This window comes from Aeromonas sp. 602658, from assembly GCF_049173005.1.
Taxonomy (GTDB): domain Bacteria; phylum Pseudomonadota; class Gammaproteobacteria; order Enterobacterales; family Aeromonadaceae; genus Aeromonas; species Aeromonas veronii_A.
Window position 1 is genome coordinate 79294 of the sequence record NZ_JAAKRF010000014.1, and the last position, 19801, is coordinate 99094.

Here is a 19801-nt window from a genome sequence, read left to right on the forward strand (position 1 = left end):
ATTGCACAGTTATTCCCCATAAACACATCCATTTTGCCTATATCTCCACAGTGGGGTCGCTATGAGTTCCTCCCTTCTAAATGGAGAAATACATCGCCCCCCTCATATTTCCCTACAAATTTGATCTGAAGCCGGCTGCAGTGGAGCACTTACAAAAATTGTGGTCTGTCTGGCTTAAAGATGACTATCTATATATTTTGCTGTTAATCGATGCGCGCCTGTGCCTCTCTGTGTCTATGACTGTCGTGCTTAAAAATTGAGCTGGTGGTTAAAAAGAGAAGGGGGCAAATATTGCCCCCTTTATCCATTAAGCCCGTGAGGGCCGATTAACCGCCGATTTAACCGGCCTTGGCCACCATGGCTTTCAGCTGCAGGAAGTACTGCTCGTAGAGGCGGGAGACATCACCCACATCGGACTGGAATTCGCCCTTGCGCTTGATCTCGTCGCTCGGGAAGACCATGGGGTTATTGCGAAACGCCGGGGTGAGCAGTGGAATAGCATCCTTGACCGGGGTGGGGTAGCCAATCGCCTCGGCCACCTTGGCGGCCACATCGGGGCGCATCAGGAAGTTGATCAGGGCGTGGGCCTCTTTCACATGTTTGGCTTTGGCCGGGATGGCGAGGTTGTCCATCCAGAGCACGGCGCCTTCTTCGGGGTAGGTCATCTGGATGGAGGGGTATTCGCGCTGGGCGCCGTAGGCCGAGCCGTTCCACAGCATGCCGATATTGACCTCACCGGCGATAAAGGGGTCGGCCGGGTTGTCGGAGTTGAACGCCTTGACGTTGGGCATCAGCTTTTTCAGGTATTCGAAGGCTTCAGAAATTTGCGCCTTGTCTTGAGTGTTGGGGCTGTAACCCAGCTGCACCAGCGCGATATGGAACACCTCGCGGGCATCGTCCATCAGCAGCAGGCTCTCTTTCCACTCCGGTGCCCAGAGCTGTTTCCAGCTGGTGACCGGCTGCTCGATGATGTCAGTGTTGGTGCCGATGCCGGTTGCGCCCCAGATATAGGGGATGGAGTAGCTGTTGTCCGGGTCGTACTCATGGTTGAGCAGGGTAGGGTCGAGGTGCTTGAAGTTGGGCAGCTGGGCGCGATCCAGCGGCTGCAGCATCCCCTCTTTGGCCATTTTCGAGATGAAATAGGTGCTGGGCACCACCACGTCATAGCCGTCGCCATGGGTTTTCAGCTTGGCGTAGAGGGTCTCGTTGGATTCGTAGGTGGAGTAGATCACCTTGATACCGGTCTCTTGCTGGAACTGCTCCAGCAGGCCGTCCGGCACATATTCCGACCAGTTGTAGAAGTAGACCACCTTGTCGTCGGCCGCGTGAGCGCTCTGGCTCAGCAGCGGGGTGGTGAGGGTGAGGGCGGCTGCCAGCAGGGCGCCGGCCTTGTGTTGGATTGTCATCAACAACTCCTTGGGGTTATGGGGCCTTGCGGCCCACCGTGACAGAGTTCGCCAAAGATGGCGGGGACGAAACGGGCAGGGTCAACCCTGCCGTTTACGCAGTAACAGTTGCGCCAGCAGCACCATCCCGAGGGAGGCGACCAGCATCAGGGTGGCCAGGGCGTTGACCTCGGGGGAGACCCCCACCTTGACCATGGAGTAGATCTTGAGCGGCAGGATCTCGTAGGCCGGGCCGGTCACAAAGGAGCTCACCACCACGTCGTCCAGCGACAGGGTAAAGGAGAGCAGCCAGCCCGCCATCACCGCCGGCAGGGCCAGCGGCAGTATGATGCGGCGCAGGATGATCCACTCGCCAGCCCCCAGATCTCGCGCTGCCTCCAGCATCCGCACATCAAAACCGCACAGCCGCGAGTAGACGGTGATCACCACGAACGGCAGGCAGAAGGTGATGTGGGCGATCAGCAGCGACCAGAAGCCCAGCGCAATGCCGGTGACCACAAACAGGGTCAGGAGCGAAATTGCCATGACGATATCGGGGGACATCATCACCACGAACAGCATGCCGCTCACGTACTGCTTGCCGCGAAAGCGGTAGCGAAACAGCGCCACGGCGGTGAGGGTGCCGATCAGGGTGGCGGCGGTGGCGGTGAGGGCGGCGATGGTCAGGGAGTGTTGGGCCGCCTGCATCAGGCTGGCGCTGGCAAACAGCTTCTCATACCAGCTCAGGGTAAAGCCGCGCCAGTCGATGCCATATTTCGACAGATTGAAGGAGTTGGCGATCAGCACCCCGATGGGCACATAGAGATAGCCAAACACCAGCAGCAGGAACAGAGCTTTCAGTGCGCGCATCATGCCAGCTCCCCCTTCTTGCTGAGTAGCTTGCCCGCCCGCCAGTAGCAGTAGACCAAGAGCGCCATCAGCACCGTCAGCATCACGCTGATGGCGGCGCCAAAGGGCCAGTCACGGCTGTTGAGGAACTGGGTCTTGATCAGGTTGCCGATCAGCAGGTGCTTGGCGCCACCCAGCAAGTCGGAGACGTAGAACATTCCCATGGCGGGCAGGAACACCAGCAGACAACCGGCGATGATGCCGGGCAGGGTGAGGGGCAGAATGATCCGCACCAGCCGCTGCCAGCCGTTGGCGCCAAGATCTCGCGCCGCCTCCAGCAAACGGCCATCCAGCTTCTCGATGCTGGAGTAGAGCGGCAGCACCATAAAGGGGAGCAGCACATAGACCAGCCCGATGATGACGGCCACCTCGGTATACATCATCTGCAGCGGCCGCTCGATAAGCCCCAGATCCAGCAGCCAGCCGTTGATCAGCCCCCGGGTGCCAAGCAGCACTTTCAGCGCATAGGTGCGGATCAGGGAGTTGGTCCAGAACGGCACCACCACCAGAAACAGCAGCAGCGGGCGGATACGCGCTGGCAGATGGGCCAGCAGCCAGGCAAAGGGGTAACCCACCAGCAAGCAGATGGCGGTGGCGAGCAGCGCCAGCCAGAGGGAGTGGAGCAGCACCTCGAAATAGAGCGGGTCCAACAGGCGGCCATAGTTGCTCAGGGTAAAGAGCGGCGCGATAAGCTCGGACTCGTCACGGCTCAGGAAGCTCACGCCGATGATCATCAGGTTGGGCAGGAAGACGAACAGCGTCAGCCAGCCCAGGATCAGCGCGATGGCCGTATTGCGAAAGCCGTTGTGGGCAACGCTGTGCGCTACCCGCAGATTAGTGAGGCTCATAGGGCAGCACCACCTCCCAGCTGTCAACCCAGTGGATCGCCACCTCCTGACCCAGACGGTAGTCAAAGTCAGGGTCATCCTCATCAAAGAACTCGGAGATAAGCAGCTGTTTGCCACTTTCGAGTTCGATCACCGAATCCAGCGTCGCCCCCTTGTAGTTGCGCTCGCGGATGTTGCCCCGCAGCGCGCCGCTCTGATCGTCATCCTGATCGAGAATGCGCAGATCTTCCGGGCGCAGCAGCACCAGTACCTTGTCGTCTGGCTGGAACGGCAAGGTAGTATGGAGCAGGCATTCGCGCCCCTCTACCTCGGCCTGCCAGATACCGGGCTCGCGCTGGCTGATCAGCCTGCCATCCATCACGTTGATCTCACCGATAAAGCGGGCCACGAACAGATTGGCTGGCGATTCGTAGATATCGCGCGGGGTGCCGCGCTGGATGATCTTGCCGCCCTCCATCACCAGGATGCGATCAGACATGGTGAGCGCCTCTTCCTGATCATGGGTAACGAAGACAAAGGTGATGCCAAGGCGACGCTGCAGCGCCTTGAGCTCGCTCTGCATCTGTTTGCGCAGCTTGTAGTCGAGCGCCGAGAGGGATTCATCGAGCAGCAGCAGGCGCGGCTTGTTGACCACGGCGCGGGCGATGGCGACCCGTTGTTGCTGGCCGCCGGAGAGCTGATCCGGGCGGCGGTTGGCCAGCTCGGTGAGCTGCACCATGGCGAGTGTCTCCTCGACCCGCTGGCGGATCTCGCTGGCCGGTACTTTCTGCATCTGGAGGCTAAAGGCGACGTTTTCAAACACCGTCATATGGGGGAAGAGCGCATAGCTCTGGAACACGGTGTTGATGTGCCTGTGTTCGGCGGGGATATGGGTGATCTCGTCACCGGCCAGATGGATGGTGCCACCATCGACCGATTCGAGCCCGGCCAGCAGGCGCAGCAGGGTGGTCTTGCCACAGCCGGAAGGGCCCAGCAGGGTAAGAAATTCACCGTCATAGATTTCAAGGTCAAGGTCACTCAGGATCACCTTGCCATCGTATTTTTTGCTGATCTTGTTCAGCGCGACAATTACCTGTGGATTGTTCATCATCCGCCAGTCTCACCCCAGCCAGTGGCCATCGTGTTGAAAGAGGGCCGCATTCTATGCAGCCGACACATGAAATTAAAGGCTTTTTGGCCCGAATTAGCCGCAAGTGCGCAGGAAAAACGGCTACGAATAGCAGACCAAATCGCTATAATGTGCCACCTGATTTGGTCGTTTTCGATATTGGATAGTCAATTGAGTAATAAAATGCGTATTGGCGGCTCCCTTGAGCAGTCTCTGAACCAGGGCTACCGCCTTGATCTGAAAGGGGTCATCCAGGAGGGATGGCAACAGACCCGCCGTACCGGATTTGGCCTGCTGCTGGCGATTGTCGGGGTGACGGCGATCTGGATCCTGCTCAGCAATGTGCTGCTGTTGCCCTATCTGGGGGATGACAGCCAGATGAATGTGGCCATGGTGCTGAGCCTGCTGATGACGGTGGTGATGGCCCCCATGACCAGCTCCCTCGATATGCTGGGGTTGCAGCAGTCGGTCGGGGTGCGCGCCCGTGCCAACCAGGTGTTCGACTTCTTCCGCCACTTTGTGCGCCTCGGCATGTTGAGCCTGCTTGGCAGCCTGCTCACCAGCCTGTTTGGCCCGCTATTCGATCTGCTGGGCTTGCCCGCCGTGCTCTCTTTCATTCCCTCGGCCCTGATCGGCATGGGGCTGCTTTTTACCGTCCCGTTGGTGCTGGAGCGTGGCCTGACGCCGCCCCAGGCCATTCTGGTTTCTCTCAAGCTCTTTGTGCGCGGCTGGCCCAGCATTGTGCTGTTCCACGGCGTGATGACCGCGCTCTTCTTCCTGGCTCTGATCCCCATGGGGTTGGGGCTTATCTGGGTGGCACCGCTCTATTTCAACTGCAAGGGGATCCTCTATCGGGATCTCTGCGGGGTGGGGGTAGAGGTTAACGAGGTGACAGAAGGCCCCAACCATTTCAATGCATGATGCAAAAGGACGTTGAATGACCCGTCGATATGGAGTGACCAAGGCTGTGCGCCAGAGTCTGCTGGCCACGCTCTTGCTGCCTGGGCTGGCGCTGGCTGAGCCGGTGCTGGATCTGCAATACAGCACCTTCTACAGCCAGATGAAGACCTTTGCCAAAGGGGAGTTTGGTCACGCCAGACTGGGGTTTTATCTGACCGATCCGCAAAATGGTCAGCGCTGCGGCCTCACCTTTGCCCGGGTTGCAACTGACAGCAAGGAAGTGGCGGGCGAGGTAACGGTCGATAGCGAACTGCGCCTGCCTTTTGACGAGGATCTCAACCTCGACAAGGGGAACGTGACCGTCGGCCTGAAAGAAGAGCACGCCACTTGCGATATGACGGTACAGGTGATGGCCGACGCACCGAATGGCCCCGAACTGCCGCTGGCCGAGCTGGCGGCCCGTCAGCAGCAGATGCAGTCGTTGCTCGACAAGATGGCGGGCATGGTCGGCAAGCACTTCCTGCCGAAGATGGAAGGGGTACGCATTACCCTGGTGCAGCAGAGCGGAACAGCTTATCTGATTGATGGCGCCCGTCAGGAAGCGCTGCCCTGGGTGGAAGGCCATCTGTTGCTTAGCAATGAGCAACTGGCCGCGTTCGCTGCCGGGCAACTGCGCCTGCAGGGTGACGTGCTGCGACTGACCCCCTGGTTGCACAAGGGTTGATGCCGATGGTGTTGTCACGTTGGTAACAGGCAGATAAAGAAAGCAAAAAAGGAGCGATGATCGCTCCTTTTTTATTGTTTGGCGTTTACTACTGTGAGCGCGGCTTAGCGCACTTCAATCACATCCAGCATGTCCATCTCGTCGATGTCCAGCAGCGGCGCCTTTGGCATCTCGGGCGGATCAAACGCCTTGTCACCGCCATCTATGATGCCGGAGTCGCGATTGATGCTCTTGAAGTCAAACAGCTTGTGGTCGAGCAGGTGGCTCGGGATCACGTCCTGAATGGCGGTGAACATGGTCTCGATACGACCGGGGAAGCGGCGATCCCAATCCTGCATCATCTGCTTGATGGCCTGACGCTGCAGGTTTTCCTGCGAGCCGCACAGGTTGCACGGAATGATGGGGAAGGCTTTGACGTCGGCGTAGCGGATCAGATCCTTCTCTTTGCAGTAGGCCAGCGGGCGGATCACCACGTTCTTGCCATCGTCGCTCACCAGCTTGGGCGGCATGGACTTGAGCTTGCCACCGTAGAACATGTTGAGGAACAGGGTCTCGAGGATGTCGTCGCGGTGGTGGCCAAGGGCAATCTTGGTGCAACCCAGCTCCTGGGCGGTGCGGTAGAGAATACCGCGGCGCAGCCGTGAGCAGAGGGAGCAGGTGGTTTTGCCTTCCGGTACCTTCTCTTTGACGATGGAGTAGGTATCTTCCTCGACGATCTTGTACTCGATGCCGAGGGAATCCAGATACTCGGGCAGCACATGCTCGGGGAAGCCGGGCTGCTTCTGATCCAGGTTGACGGCAACCAGATCGAAATGGATGGGGGCACTGGCTTTGAGGCTCATCAGTATGTCGAGCATACCGAAGCTGTCCTTGCCGCCGGAGAGGCAGACCATGACCTTGTCGCCCTCTTCAATCATGTTGAAGTCGGCAATGGCCTGACCTACGTTGCGCCGCAGGCGCTTTTGCAGTTTGTTGAAACTGTATTTTTCTTTGGCGTTCAGCTCTTCTAGCATGCTCGTAAAACCCGGGACACAAATAAGCGCGTTATTATAGCCATGTCCCGGGGGAGGGCAAGGTGCCAGGCACCTTATGATTGATTGCGACGACTGTCGACCGGGCAGCTGTAGTCCGCCGGTTTGAGGATCAGGATGTCGCAGGAGAGGCGGTCAATCACATGTTCGGCAGTATTGCCGAGCAAAGCTGCAGAAAGACCGGTACGCCCGACGCAGCCCATGATCATCAAGGTCGCCTTGAGCTCTTCGGCCATATCCGGCAACACCTCTTCCGGTAGCCCCTCTGCTACCCGGGTCCAGAGATGACCGATCCCGAACTTGTCGGCATGGCTGAGCAGCAGGCTTTCGTGGTGTTTGCGGATCGCCTCGTTGTAGGCGTTGGGATCAAACTCCGGCAGCTCGATGGCCACGTTGACCGGGGTGCCCGGGTAGGTGTTGACCAGATAGAGATTGGAGCCCAGCAGCTCGGCGATGTCGCTTCCCTCCTGGGTGATCCGTTCGTTGAGCAGTTTCTGATCCGGATCGTCGCTTGAGCAGTTGATGGCGGCGATGATGTTGCCGCCCCGTTGCCAGTGACCCTCCTTGACCAGCAGCACCGGACAGGGGCATTTGCGCAGCAGGTGCCAGTCGGTGGGGGTAAAGATGAAGGTTTGCAGGAAGCTGTGATGATGAGTGGCTTTGACCACCAGATCGTGGCGCTGCTCCAGCACTTCCTGAATGACGCACTCGAAGGGACGATTGTGCCAGACTACTTTCACTTCGCACTCGATCCCCTGTGCCCGATAAGGGGTCAGGATCTCGTCCAGCCACTCACGTCGCTGTGAAATGACGCCGTCGCGCATCTCTTGCCGCTCGTCCACCGAGAGCATGGCGGTCATTTCATACGAGAAGTCATAGATGGTGAGCAGCAGGGTCAGATGGGCGTTTTCGTCCAGCTCGGCGACTTTGACTGCCCGTTCGAGGGCGATTTGACGCTCCTCTTCTGGATTGATAACCACCAGAATATTCTGATATTTGACCATCTTCTCCTCCTTGGAAAAGTCCAATGACAGCAGAATCTTAGCCATTACAGCTTAGCGCAGGAGGAGGGTATGGGGAACGTACCGGATCACATTCCAGAGGAAAGGATCCGGCAGGGAAAGCAGGAGAAAAGCGGGAGGGTAAGCGGAAAAATCAGCCGCAGGGCGGGCGAGTGGCACCGGCCATCATGCCCAGTGCGACCTGATCCAGCACGGTAATGTATTTGCCTTTGACGCTTATGAGACCGGACTTCTGGAAACGGCCGAGCAGACGACTGATGGTCTCGACAGTCAATCCCAGATAGTTGCCAATGTCACCACGGGTCATGGAGAGACGGAACTCCTTGGCGGAGAAACCGCGCTCGGAGAAGCGTACCGACAGATTGTGCAGGAAGGCGGCGAGGCGCTCTTCGGCATTCTTCTTGGAGAGCAACAGGATCATCTCCTGATCGCCCATGATTTCGTTGCTCATCAGACGCATGATCTGCTGGCGCAGCTTGGGCATCTTGCCGGAGAGATCATCCAGCACTTCAAAGGGGATCTCGCACACCATGGCGGTTTCCAGCGCCTGGGCGAAGGAGGGGTGTGCTTGTTTGTGGATGGCATCAAAACCGACCAGATCGCCAGCGAGGTGGAACGCGGTGATCTGCTCATCCCCTTGCTCGGTGATGGTGTAAGACTTGATGGTCCCGGAACGGATGGCATAGAGCGATTTGAACTCATCGCCAGCCTTGAACAGCTCTTCACCCTTCTGGATCGGCTTCTTGCGCTCGATGATGCTGTCCAGCTGATCAAGCTCGTTGTCGTTCAGAGTGAAGGGAATACAGAGCTGACTGATGCTGCAATCCTGGCAATGAATTGCACAGCCACCGCTCTGGATACGTCTGCCAGGTTTCTTTTCCGGGATCATAGGCTCATACGAATAATTGATTTATATCAAACAAGTTTACCATCAACTCATCCGTTTTGGATAGGGTTTCAAAAGGAAGCAATGCCAATCCAGAAGGTATGCACCCCGAACAAAATGAGCAGCAGGGCACCGCCAAGGCGCAAACTGCGCAGGGTGAGCCAGTATCTCAGGCGATCGGCGAGCCCGCCCAACGCAAACAGGGTGGGCAGGGTGCCGAGGCCAAAAAATAGCATGATGAGCGCCCCGCCACTGGCCGAACCCGCCGCCGCGCTCCAGGTCAGCATGGAGTAGACCAGCCCGCAGGGCAGCCAACCCCACACCATGCCAAAGGGCAGTGCCTGCACAGGTGAGGTGAAGGGGAGAAACTTGCCCGCCAGCGGTTTGATACGTGTCCAAAGTCTTGCGCCGAGCCGCTCCAGCAGCAAGATCCCTTGCCACCAGCCCGCCAGATAGAGACCAAGCGCAATCATCAATAGCGCTGCCACGAGACGCAAGCCGGCAATAGCGTGTTTGCCAGCGCCCAGCTCACTGGTGGTGGCGAGCAGGCCGCCCACCAGGGCACCTGCAATCACATAGCTCAGGATCCGGCCGAGGTTGTAGTTGAGCAGATAGGCGAGCCGCCCCCAGAAGTGCTGCTTGTTGGCGGGGATCGCCATGGAGAGCGCGGCGGAGACGCCACCGCACATGCCGATACAGTGGGCAGAGCCTGCCAGTCCGACCAGCAGGGCGCCGGCCAGATCAAGATTGTGGGTCATGGTCAGCAGGCTTTACGGGTTTGTGGGCAGGTTGCTCTTCGTCAAACAGGATGTTGGAACCCTGCCGGTCGAGATCTTCAAACTGCTCGGAGCGAATGGCCCAGAAGAAGACGACCCCGGCGATGATCACAAACAGGATGGCGATGGGGATCAGGACAAAAATTATATTCATGAGAGGTACCTTGGCGTTCATCCTTGGCAAGCGTCCCCTATGGTAACCCTGTTCGGGCAGGGGGCCAGCCGCTATCAATTAGAAATGTGGCCTGCATCGGAGGCAGGCCACATTTTCAGCTATTTTCCGCCACCAGCCTCATCGGTTGAGGCGCATGGAGTTGGTTACCACGATGAGTGAGCTAAGCGACATGCCCGCTGCCGCCAGATAGGGGGGCAGCCAGCCGCAGGCCGCCAGCGGCAGCACCAGCAGGTTGTAACCGATGGACCAGGCGAAGTTCTCGATGATGATCTTGCGGGTACGCATTGCCAGCACTCTGGCCTCGAGCAGTCGGCTCAGGTCATCGGCCAGCAGGATGGCATCGGCACTGTTTTTCGCCAGATCGGTGCCACCAGCCATGGCAAACGAGGCGTGAGCGCCAGCCAGTACCGGCGCGTCGTTGATGCCATCGCCCACCATGATGCTGATATCCCCTTGGGCTTCCCGGGCCTTGAGGTAGGCCAGCTTGCCATCGGGCGAGACCCCCTTGACCAGCTCATCCACGCCCAGCTCGCGGGCAATCTCGTCTGCCTGCAAAGAGCTGTCGCCAGTCAGCACGGTAGTTTGCAGACCGGCTGCCTTGAATGCCGCGATCAGCGCCCTGGCATCGGGGCGCAGGGTATCTTCCAGATTGAAGCGGGCCAAGACCTGCTGCTCGTTGGCCAGATAGATAGCCAGACCGCGGCCGCGTTCTTGCGCCGGATCCAGCCCAAGCCAGCGGGCACTGCCGATACGGTAGCGTACGCCATCCACCAGAGCTGTTATGCCGTGACCGATGACCGGGGTGATCTCGCGGGCGGATGGCAACACGGCGATGCTGTCGGCGGGCAGTCGGAAGGCGCGGGCAATGGGATGTTCGGATTGCGCCTCCATGGCCCGGGCGATGGCGAGGCAGTGGGCCACGTCAAGGTCGGCCAACGCTTGAGTCTGCGTCAGACTGATCTCGCCAGTAGTCAGGGTACCGGTCTTGTCCATCACGATCCGGTTGGCCTTGGTCAGCACGTCCAGCACATGACCACGGCGCAGCAGAATGCCGTTACGGGTCAGATTGGCGGTGGCCGAGGTCAGTGCCGTCGGGGTGGCCAGCGACAGGGCACAGGGGCAGGTGGCAACCAGCACGGCGAGGGTGACCCAGAACGCCTGATCCGGTTGATGGAAGTGCCAGAAGGTCCAGACCGCGGCGGCAATGATCAGCAGCACCAGAATAAAGTGGCGCGACAGCTGATCCGCCATCTGGGCGATGGCCGGTTTGTCGTCGAGGGCGTGATCCTGCAGCCGCATGATCTGGGCGATCCGCGACTCTTCGATACGGTGGCTGACCCGGATCTGCAGCGGGGCATCGGTGTTGATGGTACCGGCATAGACCTGCTCACCGGGCTGTTTGAGCAGGGGCAGCTGTTCACCGGTCAGCATGGATTCGTTGAGGCTGGCTTGCCCTTCGACAATGATGCCGTCCGCCGGCAAGGTTGCTCCGGCCAGCACCCGTACCCGATCGCCGACCTGCAAGGTCTTGGCCGCTACCTCATGCTCCCCTTCATCATCGATGCGGGTCGCCATGATGGGCACCAGTCGTGCCAGGTTGGAGCTCGATTCCGACGCCTTGCGCCGGGCCCGCAACTCGAGAAAGCGCCCCAGCAGCAGGAAGAAGACGAACATGGTGATGGAGTCGTAATAGACCTCACCGGTATTGAACACGGTGGCCCACATAGAGGCGATAAAAGCCCCGATCAGCGCCAGCGACACCGACACATCCATCGACAGGTGGCCCTGTTTCAGGCTGCGCCAGGCACCCACGTAAAAGGGTTGGGCTGAATAGATCATGATGGGGGTGGAGAGCAACAGGCTTATCCACTTGAAGTAGACCATGAACTCATCTTCAACGCTGATGAAGAGATCCATGTAGAGGGCCACGGCGCACATCATCACCTGCATTGAGCCCAGCCCCGCCAGAGCCAGCCGGAACATATAGCTGCGCACCTCTTTGGCGTAGAGGGCTTCCTGTTGATGGGGCTGGAACGGATAGGCGCGATAGCCGATCTGGGCAAATCCCTTGAGGATGTCACTCAGGGAGAGCTGGTCTGGATCCCACTTGATACGGGCCCGGTGGGTGGTGGTGTTGACGTTGATGTAGCGCAGGCCACCAAGGGTCATCAGGTGGCGTTCGATAAGCCAGGCACAGGCGGCGCAGGTTAGCCCTTCTACTGTCAGCTGGATTTCGCGAAGGGTACCGTTGTCGGTGACAAACTCCTGTTGCACTTCTGCCAGATCGTAGTGGGTGAGGGCGGCCAGCTCCTCGGGTACCAGATCCCCCTTGGTACCGGGGGCGGTGCGGTGATCGTAGTAACTGGAGAGGCCGCACTCCATGATGGTTTCCGCCACCGCCTGACAACCGGGGCAGCACATGGGGCGAACAATCCCCTTTATCTCGAGGGAATAGCCACTATTGGCGGGTACCGGCTCGCCACAGTGAAAACAGGGGGTCATGCTATATGTCCCCCTGAATGCAGAATGCAAGCAGCAGGGGCGCTGGCGAGAACCGGCTCGCCACAGTGAGAACAGCCGGTCATGGCTTAGCGTCCTTTCGGGTCGAGTTCGACAGGGGCCAGGGTCGGCAGCTGGACGGTCTCTTGCAATCGCCACTCGTGGTCAAAGGCATCGACCCGAATGTGCCACTTGCCGACCAGCGGCTTGTCGAAATGGAGGCGATAGGTGCCGCTCGCATCGGCGGTGATCATGTGTTCGCTGTCCTGACCGGCCAAGGTCGGGTGGAACAATGAGAGATAGAGAGCTTGCCCGGCAGGAATGTCACCGCTGATGGGTTTGAGGGTCAGCTCGTTGCCGTCAACTTCCAGCCCAAAGCGGATATTGAGGGCTTCGGAGCGGTCAAACTTGCTCAAGTCCTGATTGATCTCTTTCCCTTGTTTGTAATAGTCCTCGGCCACCAGATTGACCCCATCCTTGCTGGCGATGATGGCGGTGGCGATGCTGCCGACAACGGCGGCAGTGGGGAGGGCGATGATAAACCAGGGCCAGAATTGGCGATACCACGGTTTGGATAGAGGTTGGGTCATGATTGCTACTGCCATGAAACGAATGATTAACGTGGAAGATGGTTTTTACGCAACACAAGATAACAAAAAGCCTCGAGGAGTCGAGGCTTTTTGCTGTGTAATCACGTGTTTATCACATGTTACAACGTTACGGGCGAACCTTATTTGGCAGACTGTTGATGAGACAGGCTGTAAACGTAGGAGGCCAGCAGGTGAACCTTGTCCTCACCCAGAATATCTTTCCAGGCTGGCATCACGCCGTGACGACCGTGGGTGATGGTTTGTACCACCACTTCGCGGGAGCCACCGTAGAGCCAGGTGTTGTTGGTCAGATCTGGCGCACCGACGGCAACACCGCCCTTGGCATCGGCCCCGTGGCAGGCAGCGCAGATGGCAAAGCGTGCTTCACCTTTCTTCGCTTCCACCAGGTCGACCTTGCGACCGGAGAGGCTCAGCACATAGGAGGCCACTTCCTGAACGCCATCTTTGCCGAGGATTTCACCCCATGCAGCCATGATCCCCTGACGACCGCCCATGATGGTGGTCTTGATTTGATCAGGCTGGCCGCCCCATTGCCATTCGCTGTCGGTCAGGTTCGGGAAGCCGCGGCCACCACGGGCATCGGAGCCGTGGCACTGGGAGCAGTTCTGCAGGAACAGACGCTGACCCACTTTCAGGGCTTCCGGATCCTTGGCGATCTCGGTGATGGCTCGATAGGTTTTGCCATCCGCTTCGTAGGTGAGTTCACGGAACTTGGCGCCGTAGATCTCGTCAGCCTTGGCGACCTCACGGTCATACTCCACCGCACGACCTTCGGCCTTGGCCGATTCGGTTGCAGCCTTGGATTCGGCCAACGAGCGCACGTCCTGGTTGGAACTTTGCCAGCCCAGCAGGCCTTTGAAGTTGCCAAGCCCCGGGAAGGCGATCAGATAGACCAGACCGGTGACGATGAAGAAGAGGAACATGTAAGTCCACCACTTCGGCAGCGGGTTGTTGATCTCCTCGATGCCATCGAAGGAGTGACCCATCGATTTGCCTTCTTCAACACCCATCTTGTCCTTGCGGCACCACATCAGCAGCAAGAAGCAGCCGAGGATGGTTCCCAGACTGATGACAGTCACAAAAATGCTAAACAGAGTGCTCATTATTGTTTCGCTCCTGCGTTCTTTTTATCAGCACCGGGTTGCTCATCATCGGCAAAAACCAGATTGGCAGCCTCGTCGAAAGAGGCCTTGCGGCGTTTGCTGTAGGCCCAGACGATGATGCCAATCATGATGGCCATCAACAGCAGGGTATACAGACCGCGAAATGTGCCGTAGTCCATCTTCGCCTCCTTATTTCAGGGCATGACCCAGTGATTGCAGATAGGCCACCAGCGCATCCAGCTCGGTTTTGCCCTTGACGGCTTCGCCCGCACCCTGAATATCGGCGTCGGTATAGGGCACACCGAAGTGATCGCGGAACAGCGCCAGTTTTTTGCCGGTCATCTCGCCAGTCAGCACATTGGTATCAAGCCAGGGGTAGGCGGGCATGTTGGATTCCGGTACCACATCGCGCGGGTTGATCAGGTGAACCTTGTGCCACTCGTCGGAGTAGCGGCCACCAACACGGGCCAGATCCGGACCTGTACGCTTGGAGCCCCACAGGAAGGGGTGCTCCCAGACGCTCTCACCGGCGACCGAGTAGTGACCGTAACGCTCGGTTTCGGCACGGAACGGACGGATCATCTGGCTGTGGCAGTTGGTGCAGCCTTCGCGAATGAAGATGTCGCGTCCTTCCATCTGCAGAGCGGTGTAGGGCTTGAGGCCCTCCACCGGCTCGGTGGTTTGCTTTTGGAAGAACAGCGGGGTGATTTCAACCAGGCCCCCCAGACTGATGGCGAAGATGATGCCGACCACCAGCATGGGAACGCTTTTTTCAAATATTTCGTGACGGTTATTGTTGCTCATGGGTTGACCTCTTCAATCATGCTGGCTGGGCGACAGGTTCCAGAGAACCTTTGGGCGCAGTGATGGTGCGATAGGCGTTGTAAGCCATCAGCAACATGCCGGTGACGAAGAAGCAGCCACCCAGGAAGCGCACGAAATAGAAGGGATAGGATGCCTGCAGCGCTTCAACGAAGCTGTAGGTCAGAGTGCCGTCTTCGTTGACTGCACGCCACATCAGGCCCTGCATCACGCCGGAAATCCACATGGCAACGATGTAGAGCACGGTGCCCACGGTCGCCAGCCAGAAGTGGACGTTGATCAGCTTGACGCTGTACATCCGGCCCTGGCCGAACAGGTTCGGGATCAGGTGATAGACCGCACCGATGGAGACCATGGCAACCCAGCCCAGCGCACCGGAGTGAACGTGACCGACGGTCCAGTCGGTGTAGTGGGAGAGGGCGTTGACGGTTTTGATCGCCATCATCGGGCCTTCGAAGGTCGACATGCCGTAGAAAGAGAGGGAGACGATCAGGAAGCGCAGGATGGGGTCATAACGCAGTTTGTGCCAGGCACCGGAGAGGGTCATGATGCCGTTGATCATGCCGCCCCAGGATGGCACGAACAGGATCAGGGACATTACCATCCCGAGGGACTGAGCCCAGTCAGGCAGTGCGGTGTAGTGCAGGTGGTGCGGACCGGCCCAGATATAGAGGGAGATCAGCGCCCAGAAGTGCACGATGGAGAGGCGATAGGAGTAAACCGGACGACCGGCCTGCTTGGGCACGAAGTAGTACATCATCCCCAGGAAGCCGGCGGTCAGCAGGAAGCCCACCGCGTTATGGCCATACCACCACTGCACCATGGCGTCCATGGCGCCGGAGTACATGGAGTAGGACTTCATGCCGGAGAGCGGTACTTCCATGTTGTTGACGATGTGCAGCACCGCAACGGTGATGATGAAGGCGCCGAAGAACCAGTTTGCCACATAGATGTGGGAGGTGGTGCGCTTCATCAGGGTGCCGAAGAAGACGATGGCATAGGCGACCCATACCACAGTGATGGCGATATCAATCGGCCACTCCAGCTCGGCATACTCTTTGGCGGAGGTGAAACCCAGCGGCAGAGAGATGGCGGCAGAGAGGATAATTGCTTGCCAACCCCAGAAGACGAAGGTTGCCAGCGGGCCACCAAACAGTCTGGTTTGACAGGTGCGCTGCACCACGTAAAACGAGGTGGCCATCAGTGCACTGACGCCGAAGGCGAAGATCACTGCGTTGGTATGGAGGGGCCGCAGACGACTGTAAGTCAGCCACGGGGTCTCGAAGTTGAGGGCAGGCCAGATCAACTGGGCTGCGATCAGTACGCCAACCGACATGCCGACAATTCCCCAGACAATCGTCATGACGGTAAACTGGCGAACAACGGTGTAGTTGTACTCAGGATGGTTAGTTGTATGGCTCATCGTTATATTCCGCTTCCGATGCTGCTGTTGTTTGGTTTTGTATCCGGAGGACCGGACTGGCTTCATCAGCCACCGCCGACCAGTTGTTAACATCTGTTAACGAAAGGAAAAGCAAAAGATGGCTAAATGAAAACTGCATGGGAATGATACTGAACTGACAGGTAAAATAACAGTATAAACAGTGATATATTTGGCTCCGTCCGGTCTCGATATGGCAGTTTTTTACCTTGTTCGAGATCACAAAAAACTATTTTAATTGCATCTTAATCGGGCTGTTTTTGATGAAAGAGAGACTTACCGCACGTAAAGTTTTGCACCTCGTACTGGTATTGGCGCTGTTATTGGCGCTGATGGCCTATCGCACCTGGTTTTCGGCCGATAACAGCGTCTCTGCTGACCAGAAAAAAGATCAGATTTGTGATCTTTCCCACACCCCTTGCAGCGCGCTGATTGGTGACAAGCCGCTGACGGTCGCCATCAAGGAATTACCGCTGCGCGCCGAACATGACTTTGCCATCGCTATTACCGGCGGCGATCCGGCCATCAAACCGGTGAAAGCGACACTCGAAGGCAAAGATATGTTTATGGGCACCATTCCGGTGAACTTTGAACAAATAGACGGACTGTGGCAGGGGGTGACCCAGGTGGGGAGCTGTACATCACCCGTCATGATCTGGTTGTTAAATATCGAGTGGAGTAATGGTCAACGCCAGCAATTGGCGCTTTCCGTTGCCCGGGAATAACGGCGCAAGGGGCGGGGAGTGGAAAAAATATTTGAAATTTCCCGGCCAGGCGTTACCTTCCCCAAACCATCAGGGAGTGAAGTTCATTTAATCATGATTGAAAAACAACCGTTTTATCGCACCCTCAACCAGCAGGCCAAGGCGCTGCTGGAGGGGGAAACCGATCTTATTGCCAATCTTGCCAACCTCTCCGCGCTGCTGAATCAGGAGCTGGAGCAGATCAACTGGGTCGGTTTTTATCTGCTGCAGGGTGAGACTCTGGTATTGGGGCCATTTCAGGGCAAACCGGCCTGCGTGCGGATCCCGGTCGGCCGCGGGGTGTGTGGTACGGCAGTGGCAGAGGGGAGAACCCAGCTTATTGACGATGTCCACCAGTTCGACGGTCACATCGCTTGTGATGGCGCGAGCAACTCGGAAATCGTGATCCCGGTGCGCCGTGGTGGCGAGATCATCGGGGTGCTCGATATCGACAGTCCGATTTTTAACCGTTTCGACCAGCAAGACCGGATTGGCCTCGAAGAAACGGTGCAAATTTTGGAAAGCATGCTCTAAGTCATTGCTAGATGGTTCGCAAAAGGCCCCAAGCTCTCTATAATGGGGCCTTTGTTGTGCTCGGGACGTGCCCGTGCGTTTATATGAAAGCCAAGGTTATACATGGAAAACACTGAGAAGCTGAAGAACAGTAAAGAGATCGTTGCCTACCTGGTCGAGAAATTCCCGGCCTGCTTCGTTGCTGAAGGAGAGGCCAAGCCGCTCAAGATTGGCATCTTCCAGGATTTGGCCGAGCGTCTTGCTGACGATGCCAGAGTCTCCAAGACCATGCTGCGTTCCGCACTGCGTCAATACACCTCCAGCTGGCGCTACCTGCACGGTCTCAAAGCTGGCCAGGCTCGCGTTGATCTGGATGGCAACCCGGGCGAGCTGCTGACCGAAGAGCACATCGAGCACGCCAAGCAAGCTCTGAAAGAGAGCAAAGAGCGCGTATTCGCCAGCCGTCGTACCAATACCAAAGAGAAGGATGAGAAGGCCAAGAAGCCCCGTCGTCCTGCTGTGCGCAAAACCGAGAAAGCTGATGTAGCTGCCAAGCCGAAAGCTACCGCCAAGGCACCGGTCGCTGACGCTCCGCTGGTTAAAGTGGATGCCGCTACGCTGAAAGTGGGCCAGGATGTGCGCGTCGTTATGGGTAAATTCCCGGTTCCGGCAACCATCAAGGAAGTAACCAAGGACGATGTACAGGTCCAACTGCAGACCGGCATGATGGTGCGGGTCAAATCAGAGCACTTGGTTCTCTAAGGAGACAAATGTTGAAGCATGGCGTAATTCGTTTTTCCCTCGTTGCCTGTAGCCTGGCGCTTGCCGGGCTTGCACAGGCCATCGAGCCGGTGCTCAAGGAGAGTGATTTGCCTGTGTTGGCTCAAGAGAGCCAACATGCTACGGCCAGCAAGCGAATTACCAATCTGTTTACCCGCTCGCACTACAAACAGTTCAAGCTGGACGATGCCTTTTCCTCCGTGATTTTCGATAAATATCTGGAGAATCTGGACTACAGCCGCAACCTGTTTTTGGCCTCTGATATCAGCCGTTTTGAAAAGTACCGTAACGGTTTTGACACCGACCTCGAAAGAGGCCGTCTGGCTCCCGCCTACGAGATGTTCAACCTGAGTCAGCAGCGGCGTTATGAGCGGTTCGAATACGCCCTCAAACTGCTTGATACTCCTTTCGATTTTACCCAGACCGACAACTATGTGTTTGATCGGGAAGGGGCGGCTTGGCCCAAAGATGAAGCAGAGCTCAACGAGCTGTGGCGTCAGCGGGTCAAGTTCGATGCCCTGAGCCTCAAGCTCAGTGGCAAGGAGTGGCCCGAGATCAAGGAGTTGCTTGGCAAGCGTTACAACAACGCCATCAAGCGGATGTCCCAGACCGAGAGCGAGGATGTCTTCCAGCTCTTCATGAACTCCTTCGCTCGCGCCATCGAACCGCACACCAGTTACCTCTCACCGCGCAGTGCCGATCGTTTCAACACCGAGATGAACCTCTCGCTGGAGGGGATTGGTGCCGTGTTGCAGGCGGAAGATGACTTTACCGTCATCCGTTCTCTGGTGCCCGGTGGCCCGGCTGCCAAATCCAACCACCTCAAACCCGATGACAAGATCACCGGGGTAGGGCAGGAAGATGGTAAGATTGTCGATGTGATCGGCTGGCGTCTCGATGACGTGGTCGAGCTCATCAAGGGGCCCAAGGGGAGCAAGGTCAAGCTTGAAATTCAGCGCGGCAAGGGCGCAACCGCCAAGACCGAGCAGATCGAGCTGACCCGCGACAAGGTGCGCCTTGAAGACAGAGCCGCCAAGTCCAAGGTGATTAACGCCGAAGGCAAGAAGATTGGTGTCATCGAGATCCCGAGTTTCTACGTCAATCTGCATGACGACGTGATCAAGGAGCTCTCCAGCCTCAACAAGCAGAAGATCGATGGTCTTATCATCGATCTGCGCGGTAACGGCGGTGGCGCCCTGACTGAAGCCTCTGCCCTGAGTGGTCTCTTCTTTGGCAGCGGTCCTGTGGTTCAGATCCGTGATCATATGGGCCGTATCACGGTCAACGGTGACGACGATGGCAACGTCTATTACGGCGGTCCCATGTCGGTGCTGATCGACAGATACAGTGCCTCGGCCTCCGAGATCTTTGCTGCCGCCATGCAGGATTATGGGCGAGCCCTGATCCTTGGGGAAAACTCCTTCGGCAAGGGGACAGTGCAGCAGCATCGCAGCCTCGCCAAGGTCTATGACTTCTACGAGCAGCCGCTGGGTCACGTGCAGTACACCATCGCCAAGTTCTACCG

21 protein-coding genes are annotated in these 19801 nt (G+C 57.8%); 6 read left to right on the forward strand and 15 right to left on the reverse strand.

Going from position 1 to position 19801, the window contains the following annotated elements; all coding sequences use genetic code 11:
• Positions 1 to 338 precede the first annotated feature (338 nt).
• The 4 genes from G5253_RS12100 to potA form a co-directional block, all read right to left on the reverse strand.
• The gene (locus G5253_RS12100; protein WP_266134630.1) at positions 339 to 1406 is read right to left on the reverse strand and encodes an extracellular solute-binding protein; all 1068 of its coding nucleotides are present in this window, start codon (positions 1404 to 1406) and stop codon (positions 339 to 341) included.
• 81 nt (positions 1407 to 1487) lie between these two features.
• On the reverse strand, positions 1488 to 2258 hold the full coding sequence (potC, locus tag G5253_RS12105; RefSeq protein WP_058057688.1) for a spermidine/putrescine ABC transporter permease PotC: 771 nt from the start codon (positions 2256 to 2258) through the stop codon (positions 1488 to 1490).
• Positions 2255 to 3142 (reverse strand): spermidine/putrescine ABC transporter permease PotB, encoded by an 888-nt coding sequence (gene potB / locus G5253_RS12110; protein ID WP_266134631.1) that lies wholly within the window; start codon positions 3140 to 3142, stop codon positions 2255 to 2257. The genes potC and potB overlap by 4 nt, the downstream gene beginning before the upstream one ends.
• Positions 3129 to 4232 (reverse strand): spermidine/putrescine ABC transporter ATP-binding protein PotA, encoded by a 1104-nt coding sequence (potA, locus tag G5253_RS12115; protein WP_266134632.1) that lies wholly within the window; start codon positions 4230 to 4232, stop codon positions 3129 to 3131. Before potA ends, potB begins: the two co-directional genes overlap by 14 nt.
• 201 nt (positions 4233 to 4433) lie before the next feature.
• On the opposite strand from potA, the gene G5253_RS12120 reads away from it, so the two are divergent.
• A complete protein-coding gene (locus G5253_RS12120) occupies positions 4434 to 5171 on the forward strand; it encodes a hypothetical protein (RefSeq protein WP_266134708.1) in 738 nt (245 codons plus the stop codon).
• Between the two features lie 16 nt (positions 5172 to 5187).
• The gene (locus G5253_RS12125; protein WP_266134633.1) at positions 5188 to 5874 is read left to right on the forward strand and encodes a DUF2987 domain-containing protein; all 687 of its coding nucleotides are present in this window, start codon (positions 5188 to 5190) and stop codon (positions 5872 to 5874) included.
• A 104-nt stretch (positions 5875 to 5978) separates the two neighbouring features.
• Here the strand turns inward: G5253_RS12125 and ttcA are convergent, their stop codons facing one another.
• The 11 genes from ttcA to ccoN all read right to left on the reverse strand — a co-directional run bounded on the left by ttcA (position 5979) and on the right by ccoN (position 16222).
• On the reverse strand, positions 5979 to 6887 hold the full coding sequence (gene ttcA, locus G5253_RS12130) for a tRNA 2-thiocytidine(32) synthetase TtcA (protein WP_005336634.1): 909 nt from the start codon (positions 6885 to 6887) through the stop codon (positions 5979 to 5981).
• 74 nt (positions 6888 to 6961) lie between these two features.
• A complete protein-coding gene (gene uspE, locus G5253_RS12135; protein ID WP_005345417.1) occupies positions 6962 to 7909 on the reverse strand; it encodes a universal stress protein UspE in 948 nt (315 codons plus the stop codon).
• A gap of 151 nt (positions 7910 to 8060) precedes the next feature.
• Positions 8061 to 8816 carry an FNR family transcription factor gene (locus G5253_RS12140; RefSeq protein WP_005336632.1) on the reverse strand — a complete coding sequence of 252 codons (756 nt, stop codon included), beginning with the start codon at positions 8814 to 8816 and terminating at the stop codon, positions 8061 to 8063.
• Positions 8817 to 8884: 68 nt separating this feature from the next.
• On the reverse strand, positions 8885 to 9571 hold the full coding sequence (locus G5253_RS12145) for a sulfite exporter TauE/SafE family protein (protein ID WP_216953565.1): 687 nt from the start codon (positions 9569 to 9571) through the stop codon (positions 8885 to 8887).
• Positions 9555 to 9743: a cbb3-type cytochrome oxidase assembly protein CcoS gene (ccoS, locus tag G5253_RS12150; protein ID WP_266134634.1), complete on the reverse strand. Its 189-nt coding sequence runs from the start codon at positions 9741 to 9743 to the stop codon at positions 9555 to 9557. Before ccoS ends, G5253_RS12145 begins: the two co-directional genes overlap by 17 nt.
• A 138-nt stretch (positions 9744 to 9881) precedes the next feature.
• Positions 9882 to 12266 (reverse strand): heavy metal translocating P-type ATPase, encoded by a 2385-nt coding sequence (locus tag G5253_RS12155; RefSeq protein WP_266134635.1) that lies wholly within the window; start codon positions 12264 to 12266, stop codon positions 9882 to 9884.
• Between the two features lie 86 nt (positions 12267 to 12352).
• Positions 12353 to 12853 (reverse strand): FixH family protein, encoded by a 501-nt coding sequence (locus G5253_RS12160; protein ID WP_043820362.1) that lies wholly within the window; start codon positions 12851 to 12853, stop codon positions 12353 to 12355.
• A 140-nt stretch (positions 12854 to 12993) separates the two neighbouring features.
• On the reverse strand, positions 12994 to 13977 hold the full coding sequence (gene ccoP / locus G5253_RS12165) for a cytochrome-c oxidase, cbb3-type subunit III (RefSeq protein WP_019446377.1): 984 nt from the start codon (positions 13975 to 13977) through the stop codon (positions 12994 to 12996).
• A complete protein-coding gene (locus tag G5253_RS12170) occupies positions 13977 to 14156 on the reverse strand; it encodes a cbb3-type cytochrome oxidase subunit 3 (protein WP_266134636.1) in 180 nt (59 codons plus the stop codon). Before G5253_RS12170 ends, ccoP begins: the two co-directional genes overlap by 1 nt.
• A 10-nt stretch (positions 14157 to 14166) precedes the next feature.
• Positions 14167 to 14781, reverse strand: a complete 615-nt coding sequence (gene ccoO, locus G5253_RS12175; RefSeq protein WP_021230095.1) for a cytochrome-c oxidase, cbb3-type subunit II — start codon at positions 14779 to 14781, stop codon at positions 14167 to 14169.
• 16 nt (positions 14782 to 14797) lie between these two features.
• Entirely contained in the window at positions 14798 to 16222 is a 1425-nt protein-coding gene (gene ccoN, locus G5253_RS12180) for a cytochrome-c oxidase, cbb3-type subunit I (RefSeq protein WP_005360548.1), read from the reverse strand.
• A gap of 281 nt (positions 16223 to 16503) precedes the next feature.
• On the opposite strand from ccoN, the gene G5253_RS12185 reads away from it, so the two are divergent.
• The 4 genes from G5253_RS12185 to G5253_RS12200 form a co-directional block, all read left to right on the forward strand.
• A complete protein-coding gene (locus G5253_RS12185) occupies positions 16504 to 16965 on the forward strand; it encodes a hypothetical protein (RefSeq protein ID WP_201932250.1) in 462 nt (153 codons plus the stop codon).
• A 93-nt stretch (positions 16966 to 17058) separates the two neighbouring features.
• Positions 17059 to 17517, forward strand: coding sequence for a GAF domain-containing protein (locus G5253_RS12190; protein ID WP_266134637.1), 459 nt, complete (start codon positions 17059 to 17061; stop codon positions 17515 to 17517).
• Positions 17518 to 17619: 102 nt separating this feature from the next.
• A complete protein-coding gene (gene proQ, locus G5253_RS12195) occupies positions 17620 to 18258 on the forward strand; it encodes an RNA chaperone ProQ (RefSeq protein ID WP_201979259.1) in 639 nt (212 codons plus the stop codon).
• 8 nt (positions 18259 to 18266) lie between these two features.
• Positions 18267 to 19801, forward strand: a 1535-nt coding sequence (locus tag G5253_RS12200) for a S41 family peptidase (protein WP_421203399.1), incomplete at its 3' end; no start/stop codon positions are given.

Bases quoted from the DNA above. Each gene is read 5' to 3' on its own strand.
- ccoN (WP_005360548.1), bottom strand. From the start codon at position 16,222: ATGAGCCATACAACTAACCATCCTGAGTACAACTACACCGTTGTTCGC.
- potA (WP_266134632.1), bottom strand. From the start codon at position 4,232: ATGATGAACAATCCACAGGTAATTGTCGCGCTGAACAAGATCAGCAAA.
- proQ (WP_201979259.1), top strand. From the start codon at position 17,620: ATGGAAAACACTGAGAAGCTGAAGAACAGTAAAGAGATCGTTGCCTAC.
- ccoP (WP_019446377.1), bottom strand. From the start codon at position 13,977: ATGAGCACTCTGTTTAGCATTTTTGTGACTGTCATCAGTCTGGGAACC.
- G5253_RS12190 (WP_266134637.1), top strand. From the start codon at position 17,059: ATGATTGAAAAACAACCGTTTTATCGCACCCTCAACCAGCAGGCCAAG.
- G5253_RS12155 (WP_266134635.1), bottom strand. From the start codon at position 12,266: ATGACCCCCTGTTTTCACTGTGGCGAGCCGGTACCCGCCAATAGTGGC.
- G5253_RS12140 (WP_005336632.1), bottom strand. From the start codon at position 8,816: ATGATCCCGGAAAAGAAACCTGGCAGACGTATCCAGAGCGGTGGCTGT.
- uspE (WP_005345417.1), bottom strand. From the start codon at position 7,909: ATGGTCAAATATCAGAATATTCTGGTGGTTATCAATCCAGAAGAGGAG.
- ccoS (WP_266134634.1), bottom strand. From the start codon at position 9,743: ATGAATATAATTTTTGTCCTGATCCCCATCGCCATCCTGTTTGTGATC.
- G5253_RS12145 (WP_216953565.1), bottom strand. From the start codon at position 9,571: ATGACCCACAATCTTGATCTGGCCGGCGCCCTGCTGGTCGGACTGGCA.
- ttcA (WP_005336634.1), bottom strand. From the start codon at position 6,887: ATGCTAGAAGAGCTGAACGCCAAAGAAAAATACAGTTTCAACAAACTG.
- G5253_RS12160 (WP_043820362.1), bottom strand. From the start codon at position 12,853: ATGACCCAACCTCTATCCAAACCGTGGTATCGCCAATTCTGGCCCTGG.
- ccoO (WP_021230095.1), bottom strand. From the start codon at position 14,781: ATGAGCAACAATAACCGTCACGAAATATTTGAAAAAAGCGTTCCCATG.
- potC (WP_058057688.1), bottom strand. From the start codon at position 2,258: ATGATGCGCGCACTGAAAGCTCTGTTCCTGCTGCTGGTGTTTGGCTAT.
- G5253_RS12120 (WP_266134708.1), top strand. From the start codon at position 4,434: ATGCGTATTGGCGGCTCCCTTGAGCAGTCTCTGAACCAGGGCTACCGC.
- G5253_RS12185 (WP_201932250.1), top strand. From the start codon at position 16,504: ATGAAAGAGAGACTTACCGCACGTAAAGTTTTGCACCTCGTACTGGTA.
- potB (WP_266134631.1), bottom strand. From the start codon at position 3,142: ATGAGCCTCACTAATCTGCGGGTAGCGCACAGCGTTGCCCACAACGGC.
- G5253_RS12125 (WP_266134633.1), top strand. From the start codon at position 5,188: ATGACCCGTCGATATGGAGTGACCAAGGCTGTGCGCCAGAGTCTGCTG.
- G5253_RS12100 (WP_266134630.1), bottom strand. From the start codon at position 1,406: ATGACAATCCAACACAAGGCCGGCGCCCTGCTGGCAGCCGCCCTCACC.
- G5253_RS12170 (WP_266134636.1), bottom strand. From the start codon at position 14,156: ATGGACTACGGCACATTTCGCGGTCTGTATACCCTGCTGTTGATGGCC.